At 68.8% G+C, this 12,988-nt stretch carries 9 protein-coding genes; 3 read left to right on the top strand and 6 right to left on the bottom strand.

Translation table 11 applies throughout. From position 1 onward, the window contains the following. The first annotated feature begins 9 nt into the window (after positions 1–9). Positions 10–1,545, top strand: a complete 1,536-nt coding sequence (arfA, locus tag AC1ROC_RS06595) for an arabinosylfuranosidase ArfA (RefSeq protein WP_492998976.1) — start codon at positions 10–12, stop codon at positions 1,543–1,545. A 141-nt stretch (positions 1,546–1,686) separates the two neighbouring features. Next, complete coding sequence (locus AC1ROC_RS06590; protein ID WP_492998974.1) at positions 1,687–3,804, top strand: RICIN domain-containing protein; 2,118 nt, start codon at positions 1,687–1,689, stop codon at positions 3,802–3,804. Between the two features lie 54 nt (positions 3,805–3,858). Here AC1ROC_RS06590 and AC1ROC_RS06585 read toward each other — a convergent pair whose 3' ends face one another. Next, positions 3,859–6,234: an ATP-binding cassette domain-containing protein gene (locus tag AC1ROC_RS06585; protein ID WP_492998972.1), complete on the bottom strand. Its 2,376-nt coding sequence runs from the start codon at positions 6,232–6,234 to the stop codon at positions 3,859–3,861. A gap of 148 nt (positions 6,235–6,382) precedes the next feature. Here AC1ROC_RS06585 and AC1ROC_RS06580 point away from each other — a divergent pair, with 148 nt between their 5' ends. Further along, complete coding sequence (locus tag AC1ROC_RS06580) at positions 6,383–7,969, top strand: phospholipase D-like domain-containing protein (protein ID WP_492998969.1); 1,587 nt, start codon at positions 6,383–6,385, stop codon at positions 7,967–7,969. 39 nt (positions 7,970–8,008) lie between these two features. Here AC1ROC_RS06580 and AC1ROC_RS06575 read toward each other — a convergent pair whose 3' ends face one another. From AC1ROC_RS06575 to AC1ROC_RS06555, 5 genes are read right to left on the bottom strand one after another with little or no spacing between them, the layout of a single operon-like run. Further along, the gene (locus AC1ROC_RS06575; RefSeq protein WP_492998967.1) at positions 8,009–9,439 is read right to left on the bottom strand and encodes a xylulokinase; all 1,431 of its coding nucleotides are present in this window, start codon (positions 9,437–9,439) and stop codon (positions 8,009–8,011) included. Between the two features lie 4 nt (positions 9,440–9,443). Next, the gene (locus AC1ROC_RS06570; protein ID WP_492998965.1) at positions 9,444–10,391 is read right to left on the bottom strand and encodes a sugar phosphate isomerase/epimerase family protein; all 948 of its coding nucleotides are present in this window, start codon (positions 10,389–10,391) and stop codon (positions 9,444–9,446) included. A gap of 55 nt (positions 10,392–10,446) precedes the next feature. After that, positions 10,447–11,199, bottom strand: coding sequence for an SIS domain-containing protein (locus AC1ROC_RS06565; RefSeq protein WP_492998964.1), 753 nt, complete (start codon positions 11,197–11,199; stop codon positions 10,447–10,449). Further along, a complete protein-coding gene (locus AC1ROC_RS06560; protein WP_434949459.1) occupies positions 11,196–12,026 on the bottom strand; it encodes a carbohydrate ABC transporter permease in 831 nt (276 codons plus the stop codon). Before AC1ROC_RS06560 ends, AC1ROC_RS06565 begins: the two co-directional genes overlap by 4 nt. Beyond that, positions 12,023–12,874, bottom strand: a complete 852-nt coding sequence (locus AC1ROC_RS06555) for a carbohydrate ABC transporter permease (protein WP_492998962.1) — start codon at positions 12,872–12,874, stop codon at positions 12,023–12,025. Before AC1ROC_RS06555 ends, AC1ROC_RS06560 begins: the two co-directional genes overlap by 4 nt. Positions 12,875–12,988: the final 114 nt, after the last annotated feature.

Here is a 12,988-nt window from a genome sequence, read left to right as displayed (position 1 = left end):
AACACATCCATGCACATCGCACACCTCACCATCAACACGTCGGCCAGGATCGGCGCCATCAACCCTCGGCTGTTCGGCTCGTTCGTCGAGCACCTCGGCCGCTCGGTCTACGACGGCATCTACGAGCCGGGCCACCCGCTGGCCGACGGCGACGGCTTCCGCACCGACGTCATCGAGCTGGTCAAGGAGCTCGGCGTCACCGCGATCCGGTATCCGGGAGGCAACTTCGTCTCCGGCTTCAACTGGGAGGACAGCGTCGGGCCGCGGGAGGAACGGCCGACCAGGCTCGACCTGGCCTGGCACACCACCGAGACGAACGAGGTGGGCCTGCACGAGTTCCAGCGCTGGCTGGACGCCGTGGGCAGCGAGCTCATGCTCGCCGTGAACCTCGGCACCCGCGGAACGCCGGAGGCGCTGGAGCTGCTCGAGTACGCCAACCTCGCGCAGGGCACGGCGCGCGCGGACCGGCGGGCGGCGAACGGACGCACGGAGCCGTTCGACGTGCGCATCTGGTGCCTCGGCAACGAGATGGACGGCCCGTGGCAGCTCGGACATCGCTCTGCCGACGACTACGGCAAGGTCGCCGCCCAGACGGCACGCGCGATGAAGGCGTTCGACCCCGACCTGGAGCTGGTGATCTGCGGCTCGTCGAGTTCGTCGATGCCGACGTTCGCCGAGTGGGAGCGCGTCGTGCTCACCCACGCGTACGACGCGGTCGACTACATCTCCTGCCACGCGTACTACGAGAACACCGGCGACCTGGCGAGCTTCCTCGCATCCGGGATCGACATGGACCACTTCATCCGCAGCGTCACCGCCACCGCCGACCACGTCAAAGCGGTGCGCGGCAGCGATAAGACCATCAACATCTCGTTCGACGAGTGGAACATCTGGTACAACAGCCGCTACGAGAACGTCGACAAGATCACCGGCGTCGACAACTGGCCCGTTGCCCCTCGCCTGCTCGAAGACGAGTACACGGTGGCGGATGCTGTGGTGTTCGGCAGCCTGCTCATCACCCTGCTGAAGCACGCCGACCGGGTGACCAGCGCCTCCCTCGCCCAGCTGGTCAACGTGATCGCGCCGATCATGACGGAGCCGGGGGGCGCATCCTGGCGCCAGACCACCTTCTTCCCGTTCGCGGCGACGGCGGCCAACGCCACCGGCATCGCCCTCGACGTGACCCCGGTGAGCGACAGCTACCCGACCGAGCGTTTCGGAGACGTGCCGCTCGTCGACGCCGTCGCGAGCCTCGACGAGAGCACGGGCAGCGTCGCGGTCTACGTCGTCAACCGGGCCGTGGATGCCGGGACCTCCCTCGAGATCGACCTCCCGTCCCGCGCGCACCCCGGCACATACGCGGTCACCGCGCGCACGCTGAGCGACGCGGACATCACCGCCTCCAACAACCGCGAGAACCCGGAACGCGTCGTCCTCGCCGACAACACCACCGTCAGCACGGACGGAGGCGTCCTGCGGATCGACCTGCCCGCCGTCTCCTGGACGGAGATCCTGCTCACCCCACAGAACCCGGTCACCGCTTAGACCCTTCCCACCCGTAGAACCTCCCCACCGGTAGAACCTCCCACCCCCAGCACGCTTACCCCCTCAGGCGTGACGGCGCGGACCGCGTCGGCACTGCGCCACGGATTCCCGCGACGCGAACTCTCAGATCGGAGACACACGATGATCGGATCCACCGGGGGAGCGGCCCAGCCGCGAACCTTCCGCCGCCGGATGCTGGCGGCAGCTCTCACCGCGGCAGCAGTCGCCGTGTTCGCCCAGGCGGCGATCGCCCCTCCCGCCGAGGCCGTCACGACAGGCAACGGCGCGCTGGTGTACTCGCCCGCGGCCGGGACGTCCTTCAATCCGGAGGGCGGACGCGCGGCGGGAACCACCTACGCCAAGAACATCGTCCTGAAGAACAGCGGAACATCCAACGGCACCCAGCTCGTCACCTACGACCAGCTGGTGCTCGTCGGCGGCAAGCAGGTGTACCCGATCTACCGGAGCACCGATAACGGGACGACGTGGACGCACCTCACCGACGTCGTCCCGAACAACGACTTCCCGACGCTCGCGCGCACGTCGCAGCCGTTCCTCTACGAGCTTCCCCAGCAGGTCGGCAGCCTCCCCGCTGGCACGATCCTGCTCTCCGGCATGATCATGCCCACGGACCGGTCGAGCAGCAGGCTCGTCGTCTACAAGAGCGCGGACCACGGAGCCACCTGGTCGTATCTCAGCACCATCGACACCGGCGGCCCGGCCACGTACGACCCGTCTCCCACCTCCACCACCACGACGGTGTGGGAGCCGTCGCTGATCGTCGACGGCAACGGAAAGCTCGCCGCGTACTTCTCGGACGAGCGGCAGAAGGCGAACGGCGTGCTGCAGGCGGTCTCGTACCGTGAGTCCAGCGACGGCGGCCTCACCTGGGGTGCGCTCGGCAACGTGTCCGCTCCGACCAACCAGAGCGACCGGCCGGGCATGATCACCGTGACGAAGCTGCCGGACGGCCGCTACCTCGCCACGTTCGAGGTCGTCAACCGGCCGAGCCAGACCAACAACACGGCGCCGGTGTACTTCAAAATCTCTCCGGATGGGGTCACCTGGTCGCCCAGCACGAGCATCGGCACGCAGATCGCCCTCGCCAACGGGCGCGGGATCGGCTCGTCCCCGTACGTGAAGTGGGTGCCGACCGGCGGCCCGAAGGGGATGGTGGTCGTCGCATCCAAGTGGGGTCTCGATGCCTCGGGGAACATCAGCGGCGGCCAGGACTTCTACGTCAACTACAACCTGGGTGCCGGACCGTGGGAGCGGCTGCCGATGGCGGTCACCTACGACTCGACCGACACGGCGGGCGGCACATTCTCCGGGTTCGCGCAGAGCTTCGACACCAGCGTCGACGGGCGCACGCTCTACCAAGCGACGAACGTGGAGAACGCGGCGACCACGTACAACGACATCCGCGTGGGTTCGATCCCGCTGGATGCGCAGCAGTACGAGGCGGAGAAGGCGGCACGCACGTCCGACACCTCGCTGGTGACCGATGTGAACGCCGCCAACGGGAGCAAGGTCGGCAACATCAACAACAGCACGAGTGCCGTCACGTTCACGGTGCGCGTTCCGAGCGCGGGCTCGTACACGCTCAACGTGCGCTACGACAACGGAACAGGTGCTGCGAGCACGCACAACGTCTCGGTGAACGGTGGGACGGCGTCGAGCATCAGCTATCCGGCGACGGTCGACTGGGGCCGCTTCGGCTGGGCGCAGAAGACGGTGACGCTGAATGCGGGCGCCAACACGATCGCGTTCAGCAAGGGGACGTCGTATGCGGAACTCGACCAGCTGCAGGTCTATCAGCCGAGCGCGCAGCTCGACTCGCAGTTCCGGATCGTGAACCGCAACAGCGGCAAGCTGCTGGAGATCGCTTCGGCGCTCACCACCGACGGCGCGCTGGCCGGCCAGTGGGCGGACACCGCGAACCCCACCCAGATCTGGAACGTCCACCCGGTGACGGGAAGCACGCAGCTGTTCAACGACAACAGCGGCAAGCTGCTGGAGATCCCGGGCGCGCAAACGGGCAACGCTGTGCAGGCGGGTCAGTGGGGTCCGACGGGGAACGCCACCCAGAACTGGAACCTCACGACGAGCGGCGGCTACTGGACGCTGACCAACGCGAACAGCGGCAAGCCCCTGGAGATCGCCGGCTCGTCCACGGCGAACGGCGCCGCCGCCCAGCAGAACGCGGCGACGGGCGCCGCGAACCAGCAGTGGCAGTTCGTCCGCGAGGGCATTCAGTAGAGAGTGTGGAGTAGGGAGTAGGGAGCGGCCGCTCGTACGCGGGTGGCCGCTCCGCTACGCCCCCACGTATGCCGCCAGGTGCTGCCCGGTGAGCGTCGACTTGGCTGCCACCAGCTCCGCCGGCGTGCCCTCGAACACCACCAGCCCGCCGTCGTGGCCGGCGCCCGGGCCGAGGTCGATGATCCAGTCCGCGTGCGCCATCACGGCCTGGTGGTGCTCCACCACGATCACCGACTTGCCGGAGTCGACCAGGCGGTCGAGGAGTCCGAGCAGCTGCTCCACATCGGCCAGGTGGAGGCCAGTAGTCGGTTCGTCGAGCACGTACACGCCGCCCTGCTCGGAGAGGTGGGTCGCCAGTTTGAGGCGCTGACGTTCCCCGCCGGAGAGGGTCGTGAGTGGCTGGCCCAGGCTCAGGTAGCCGAGTCCCACATCCACGAGCCTGCTCAGGATGCTGTGGGCGGCGGGCGTGCGCGCCTCGCCGTTGCCGAAGAACTCGTCGGCGGTGGTGACGGACATCGCCAGCACCTCGCTGATGTCCTTGCCGCCGAGCTGGTATTCGAGCACGGAGGCCTGGAACCGCTTGCCTTCGCAGACCTCGCAGACCGTGGAGACCCCGGCCATGATGCCGAGATCGGTGTAGATCACGCCAGCGCCGTTGCAGTTGGGGCAGGCGCCCTCGGAATTGGAGCTGAACAGCGCGGGCTTCACGCCGTTGGCCTTCGCGAAGGCCTTGCGGATGGGGTCGAGCAGGCCGGTGTACGTGGCGGGGTTGCTGCGGCGGGAGCCGCGGATCGCCGCCTGGTCGATGGAGATCACGCCTTCGCTGGCCGGGATCGACCCGTGCACGAGCGAGCTCTTGCCCGAGCCGGCGACGCCGGTGACGACCACGAGCATCCCGAGCGGGATGTCCACATCCACGTCGCGCAGGTTGTGGGAACTCGCGCCGCGGATGGCGAGTGTGCCGGTGGGGGTGCGCACCGTGTCTTTGAGGGTGGCGCGGTCGTCGAGGTGGTGGCCGGTGAGGGTGTCGCTCGCGCGGAGGCCGTCGAGGCTGCCGGTGTATGTGATCGTCCCGCCCGCGGTGCCCGCGCGCGGCCCGAGGTCGACGACGTGGTCGGCAATGGCGATCATCTCCGGCTTGTGCTCGACCACGAGCACGGTGTTTCCCTTGTCGCGCAGGCGGAGCAGCAGCTCGTTCATGCGCTGGATGTCGTGCGGGTGCAGCCCGATCGTCGGCTCGTCGAAGACGTAGGTCACATCGGTGAGCGACGAGCCGAGGTGCCGGATGATCTTCGTGCGCTGCGCCTCTCCGCCGGACAGCGTGCCCGCAGGCCGGTCGAGGGACAGGTAGCCGAGGCCGATCTCCACGAACGATTCGAGGGTCTGCCGCAGCGCGCTCAGCAGGGGAGCGACGGACGGCTCGTCCAGCCCGTTCACCCAGTCGGCGAGGTCGCTGATCTGCATGGCGCACGCGTCGGCGATGCTGATGCCGCCGATCTTCGACGAGCGGGCGGCCTCGCTCAGCCGGGTGCCGCCGCAGTCCGGGCAGGTGGTGAACGTGACGGCGCGGTCGACGAACGCGCGGATGTGCGGCTGCATCGCCTCGCGGTCCTTCGACAGCATCGACTTCTGCAGCTTGGGCACCAGACCCTCGTAGGTGAGGTTGATGTCGCCGATCTTCACCTTGACCGGGTCGCGGTAGAGGAAGTCGTGCAGCTCTTTCTTCGTGTAGTCCTTGATCGGCTTGTCGGCGTCGAGGAATCCGGAGCCCGTGAAGATGCGCACGCTCCAGCCGTCCGCTGTGTACCCCGGGATGGTCAGTGCACCCTCCGCCAGCGACTTCGTCTCGTCGAACAGCTGGGTGAGGTCGATGTCGTTGACGCTGCCCATGCCCTCGCAGCGTGGGCACATCCCGCCGGTGACGGTGAAGCTGCGCCGCTCCTTCGTGGTGGCCTCTCCACGCTCGATGGTGATGGCGCCGGACCCGGACACCGACGCGACGTTGAACGAGAACGCCTGCGGCGACCCGATGTACGGCTGGCCGAGCCTGCTGAACAGGATGCGCAGCATCGCGTTCACGTCGGTGGCCGTGCCGACCGTCGACCGGGCGTTCGCCCCCATCCGCTCCTGGTCGACGATGATCGCCGTGGTCAGCCCGTCGAGCACATCCACGTCGGGCCGGGCGAGCGTCGGCATGAAGCCCTGCACGAACGCGCTGTACGTCTCGTTGATCATCCGCTGCGACTCGGCCGCGATGGTGCCGAACACCAACGAGCTCTTGCCGGAGCCGGAGACGCCGGTGAAGACCGTCAGCCGCCGTTTCGGAATCTCGACGCTCACGTCTTTGAGGTTGTTGACGCGCGCCCCTTGCACGCGGATCAGGTCGTGACTGTCGGCGCGGTGTGCGGCGGTCGGCGCGTCGGTGCTCATGGTGCGATCTCCATCTTTCTGGCTGTGCGCCTCATCTTAGATGCCACAGAATTGCACGTATTCAGCGGGTTTACGAGATGCCAGAAACTGTCGCAACACGCCCGGGATTCGCGACAGAAACTGGTATTTCGCGGGGTAAGCCAGGGGTATGCCGAACCTGAACGCCGAACGCATCGGCTCCGTCATCCGCGAGCACCTCCCCGAGTTCGCCGTCCCCGGTGCCCTCAGCGTGCGACCGGGCTACCTGCTGGCCGACGGGTGGATCACGGACACCCCGGCCATCGTGGTGACGATCGCACGGGATGCGTCGCTCCCCACCGTGCGCGACGCCCTGCCCGCCGAGGTGGATGGCCTCCCCGTGGACGCGCGCGTTGCGTCGGCGGCCAAGGAGCGCATGCTGACCGAGCCCGCCGCCTTCGCGCGCACGGCGGGGCCAGCGCCCGATCGCGGCGCGGTGCCGGAGTTCGCCGACGAGTACGAGCTGACGGGCGCGGCCGCCGCGCCCGGCGCATCCATCGTCCCCGGCGTCGACTTCGCCGCCGCCGCCAAACCCCAGCTCCCGTACGCACCTCCGCCCGGCGGCGCCCTCGCCCCGGTCTCCGGCACCATGCGCGTGACGCTGAGCGCGAGTCCGGACTCCGGCTGGCCGACGCTCGGCGCGTTCCTCTCCGGGGTGCGCGAGACCCTCACCGTCGGCCTCTACGACTTCACCTCGCGGCACATCCTGCAGACCGTCGAGACCGTCCTCGCGGGCCGAACCGTGCGGCTCGTCCTCGATCATCCCGCCAAGAATCCCACCGCCGACCAGACCGACGAGCAGACCGTCGCGGCACTCACCACCGCCTTCGGCGACCACCTCACGCAGGCGTGGGCGCTCTCCAGGATGGACCCGCTCGCCGCCGCCTGGATCTTCCCGTCCGCGTACCACATCAAGCTCGCCGTGCGGGATTCGTCCGCCGTCTGGCTGTCCAGCGGCAACTGGAACAACTCGAACCAGCCGGACATCGACCCGGTGACCACGCCGGCCGACGCCTCGGCCGCCCGCTCCGGCGACCGCGACTGGCACGTCGTCATCGAGAACGAGCAGCTGGCGCGAACGTTCGAGGCCTTCCTGCTCAACGACCTCGCCGTCGCCGCGCAGCACCAGGCCACCACTCCGGCCGCCGGGCCTGTCCCGGCCCTGCTCGCCCCGCTCGCGACCACGCCGCCGTACCAGCGCTTCTTCGCCGCAGACACCGCCGAGCGGCAACTGACGGTGACGCCGCTGCTCACCCCGGATGCTGGCAGCTACGCCCCGCACATCCTGGACCTCATCCGGAGCGCCACGACATCGCTGCTGATGCAGTTCCAGTACATCGAGCTGCCGAAGACGGTCGCGGACGCCCCCGCCGAGTTCCTCGCGCTGATCCACGCGGTGATCGACCGGCAGCAGGCCGGAGTCGACGTGCGCATCATCATGAGCCAGTTCGAGACGGCCGGCTACCTCGAGAAGCTGCAGGCCGAAGGCCTCGACGTCGTGAGCAGCGTGAAGCTGCAGAACAACGTGCACAACAAGGGCATCGTCGTCGACGGCCGGGCCGCGCTCGTCAGCAGTCAGAACTGGTCGCCGGCCGGGACGCTGACCAACCGGGATGCGGGCGTGATCCTCGAAAACGCCGAGATCGCCGCATACTTCACCCAGCTGTTCGAGCACGACTGGGCCGTGCTGGCGTCGCGTTCCGTCGCGCCGGATTGACGCGCGGCGGAGAGCTGCCGAACCGACGCCCGAGGATGCTCAGAGCAGGCGGGCGCACGCATCCCGGTACCGGGCGTACGCATCGGCCACCGCCCCGTCGCCGGGAACGACAGGGGGGCCCGGCGTCGCGGCCGCCGTGCCCACGGTCCACAGACCGGCACCGATCGCCGCCAGGGCAGCAGCACCGCGCGCGGAACCGCCGTCGCCCCGCACCACCCGGATGTCGGCGCCCACGGCCGCCGCGAACGTCTCGCACCACTCCTCGGAGCCCGTGACACCGCCGACGATGCGGATCTCCCGAGGACGCCCCACCACAGCCGAGACGGCCTCGACGGCGTCCGCGCACCCGAACGCGACGCCCTCGACCACCGCGCGCGCGAGGTGCTCGCGCCCGTGCCGCGCATCCTGGCCGACGAACGCCGCCCTCGCGGCGTCGTTCTTCACGGGCACGGTCGCTCCGAACATGAAGGGCAGGTAGGTCAGTCCATCGCTGCCGGGAGGGGCGAGCCTGGCCGCCTCCCCGATCGGACCGCCGCCGAGGATGGCGCGCTCCGCCCACCGGATGCTCGCCCCCGCCGCGTACAGCGACGACATCACCACGAAACCGTCGCCGGTCGCCGCCCCGAAGACGAACCCACCTCCCGCGACCGGCTCCGCGGACAGTCCCATGATCTGGGCCGCCGTGCCGACGTTCACGCTGAGAACTCCGGGGGACACCACACCCGACCCGAGCACCGCTGCCGGGACGTCGCCTGCTCCGGTGACGACGGGCGTTCCCGCGCGCAGGCCGGTCGCTGCCGCGGCCTCCGCTGTGACGACGCCGGCCACCTCGCTCGATCCCAGCACGCGCGGGGCGAGTCGCGGGTCGGCCCCGGATGCGGTCCACAGGTCGTCTGCCCACTCGCGTTCGTGCACGTCGTAGAGGAGCGTGCCCGCAGCGTCGGTCTCGTCCGTCGCCCACTCGCCCGTGAGCCGGAACCGGAGCAGGTCCTTCGCCAGCACCAGACGCGTCGCCGCGCGCATCCGCTCGGGGTGCCGCTCGGCGAACCAGGCGAGTTTGGGCGCGGTGAACGCGTCGACGACGCCGTTCGCCGCCCGCCGCCCGAACGCGGGGTCCGCCTGCAGCCGCCTGGTCTGCTCCGCCACTCGTCTGTCCGCCCAGGTGAGGGCCGGAGCGACAGGCCGATCGTCCGCGCCGACCAGGAGCAGGGAGTGCATGTGGCCGGACATCCCGACCGCCAGGATGGACGAGGCATCGACGCGTGCGAGCACGGCGTGCAGGGCGGTGACGGCCGCATCCCACCAGTCGTCCGGGTTCTGCTCGTGCGCCCCTGGCTCCGGCGAGGCGGTCGGGTACTCCGCCGACGCCTCGGCGACGGGACGCCCCGTCGCGACATCCAGCGCCAGCACCTTGACCGTGGTGGTGCCGGCGTCGATGCCGACGACGAGGCCGTCCTGGTGTGCGGTCACGGGGTCAGGCTGCCCGTTCGCGCTGCGTCGTGAAACCGTACTCGCGCAGGAAATCGAGCGACTCCTCCGCGACGCGGTCGAAGTTGGACAGGCCGATGCCCGCCGGTTCGCCGACGCCGATCTGTCCACCCACCTGCCAGCCCTCCCACTCCACGCTCACGTAGCCGTCGAACCCGATTTCGCCGAGGGTCTCGAACGTCTCCCGGAAGTCGACGAGGCCGCCGCCGAACCAGATGTGGTTGCAGTTCACGATGGTCGGCAGGCCGACCTCGTCCTTGATCTGCACGATATCGATGTATTGCGCGAGCCGCTTGACCGCCTGCGGCACGGTCATGAACGGTTTGACCGCGACGTAGAACGCACCCGTGTCCATCGTCATCCGGAGATTGGATGCGCCGATCTCCTCGAACATGCGCTCCACCGACTCCACCTTGTTCAGGATGGTGCCCTGCAGGAGCTCGATGCTGACGTTGAGGTCGAGCTTCGCCGCATAATCGCACACCTCGGTGATGGCTTCCTTCGCCTGGCGCCAGGCGTCCTTGCGGCTGAGGAGCACGTTGAGGGGCGGGTCGTAGTACCCGTCGCCGAGAAGGGTGCAAGCGGATTTCGCTCCGAGGACTTTGGCGGCGTCGAGCGCCTTCTTGAAGCTCTCGATGCCGCGCTCGCGGTCGTATTCGCGCGGACTGACGAACGTGGTGTGGTTGGCGACGTAGCCGATCTCGATTCCGGCGGCGTCCGCCGCGGCCTTGGTGTCGGCGAGGCGCTGGTCGTACTCCGCCTTCGGGCCGTTCATGAGGTGGCCGAGCATGAAGTCGACCGCGTCGTACCCGTAGTCGGCGACCTTGGTCACCGTCTCCGCCGACGGCAGGTCGCCCCAGGAGTTCCACGCGGGACCTGCCGCCTCCAGGCGACCCCAGGGCATGTTCGGCCAGACTTCGAAACTGATCTTCATCTCGTTCTCTTTCTCTTGTTCCTGATCGTGGTCGTGTCTCGGTCGTCGAGCGACGTCAGATGTGCGGGATGCGCGACCGGAACCGGTCGGCCAGTGCGCTGTTGTGGTCGAGCGCCCCCGGCATGCCTGCGCTGAGGTAGATGTCCGGGTCGACGCCGGACGCGGCCTGCAGCGACAGCGCCTGGACGATCACGGCGTTGAGCAGGGCGATTCCGACCGCGCTCGACCCCGGACCCGCTTTCGGCAGGCCAGGGGCGATCGGCACGAGGGCGTCGCCGGGCGGGCAGTGGTTGTCGAGCACGATGTCGGCGACGTCGTGCAAGCGCGGTCCGGCACCGGTTGTCGAACGCGCGTATGCCACCGAGGTGATCGCGATGACAGGCAGGTCGAGCCGTTTCGCCGCCCCCGCCACCTCGATGGGGAGGGCGTTCGATCCGGAGTTCGACACCACGAGCATCGCATCCACTCCCGGACGGATGGGATAGTGCGCGAGGATGTCGTCCGCGTGGCCAGCCTGGCGCTCCAGCTCGGTGCTGCGCTGCGCGCTGACATGGAGCATGTAGTCGTCCTGCAGGATCGGCGAGATGCGCGCGGATCCTCCGGCCCGGTAGAACGCCTCCTCCGCGAAGACGTGCGAGTGGCCGCTGCCGAACACGTACAGGATGCCGTCGCGCTGGAAGACGTCCGCGACCGTCTCCGCCGCTCGGCAGATCGCGTCGGACTCCTCGCGAGCCGCGACGGACAGCACTTCCTGCACGCGGCGGAGGTACAGGTCGGAGGTCCTGGTCTCGTCGGCGGCGATGGTCATTTCGTCGCTCCCGAGATGAGTCCGCCGACGAAGTACTTGCCGACGAAGAGGAACAGGATGACGGTGGGCAGAAGCGTGGACACGGTTCCGGCCATCACGAGACCCCAGTTGACCGTGTACTGCCCCACCAGGGCGCTCAGCCCGATCGGCAGCGTCTTGAGGGTGTCGCTGACGACGAACTGGGAGGCGAAGACGAACTCGGTCCACGAATACACGAACGAGTAGACCGCGACCGTCGCAACGCCGGGCGCCATCAGCGGGAGCACCACCTGCACCATCGTGCGGACCGGGCCGGCGCCGTCGATCGAGGCCGCCTCGTCCAGTTCGGGCGGCACCGAGAAGATGAACCCGCGAAGCAGCCAGGTGCAGAACGGTGCGGTGAACGCGACGTTCACGAGAACGAGCCCGGCGTAGGTGTCGATCAGGCCGGCTCCGGCGAGCGTCCGGTACAGGGGCACGATGAGCAGAGTGCCGGGGATCATGTACGACAGCAGCACGATGCCCGCGATCTTCCCGCTGCCCGGCACGCGCAGACGGTAGAGGCCGTACGCGGCGGCGAGAGAGACGATGAGCGTGACGACGGTGGTCGCGACCGCGACGATCACGCTGTTGCGCAGGTACACGGCGTAGTCGGTGGTGACGAACAACTGCTCGAAGTTCGACAGCGTGAAGGTCTGCGGCCACCAGGTCGGTGTTGCCTGCAAGATCTCCTGACGGCTCTTGAAGGCCGAGCTGACGACCCAGTAGATCGGTCCGATGACGACGATCGTCAGCACGATCATCGCGAGCGCGGCCGGGATGCGCCCCAGCCTCAGTGTCGGCCTCATGCGAAGTCCTTCGGTTTGGCGAACCGCACGAACAGCAGGCCCGCGATCGCGAGCACGATCACCGTCAGCACCGAGGCCGCTGCGGCCTCGCTGGAACGGAAGGCGCTGAACGCCGTGTCGTAGATGTAGACGGGCATCGTCGTGGTCGCGCCGGCGGGACCGCCCTTGGTGGTGAGGTAGATCGTGTCGAGGACGTTGAACGACCACAGCGATCCGACGAGACCGAGAGCGAACAGGACGGGCTGCAACAGCGGGAACGTCACGGACCAGAACGTGCGCCAGGCATTGGCGCCGTCCATCTTCGCCGCTTCGATGACTTCGTGTGGCACGGTCGCGAGCGCCCCGTAGATGACCACGGCGCTCAGCGGGAACCAGTGCCAGCTGTTGACGAGGATGACCGTGATCAGGGTGAGCGGGCCGTCCGCGAACGGGGCGCCGATGTCGATGCCGACCGCCGCGAAGATCTTGTGGATGATGCCGTAGTTGCTGTTGAGAAGCCACTGCCAGATCACCGCGACGGCGACGGTCGGGACGACCCAGGGCAGCACGATCCAAGTGCGGGCGCTCTTCGACCACCAGCCGCTGCGCTGCAGGAGCAGCGCCGTGGCGAACGCGAGGATCGTCTGGACGATCATGTTGACGACCAACCAGATCCCGGAGCGGCCGAGCGCCGCCCAGAACTTGTCGTCGCCGAGCACTTTCGTGTACGTGTCGAAGCCGACGAAGTCCGCGGGGCTGCCGATGACGCGCTGATCCTGGAGACTCGTGACGACCGCGTTCACCAGCGGGAACGCGATGACGAAGGCCATGATGAGGACGATGGGGGCGACGAGGACGTAGCCGAGCACCTTGGTCGAGGTGGTGGTGCGTCCGACGCCCGCCGACCGGGGGGGGGGGGGGGGGGGGGGGGGGGGGGGGGGGGGGGGGGGGGGGGGGGGGGGGGGGGGGGGGGGGGGGGGGGG

The organism is Leifsonia sp. GW821-FHT13C05 (assembly GCF_058806515.1).
This window is presented reverse-complemented; position numbering and strand designations above follow the sequence as displayed.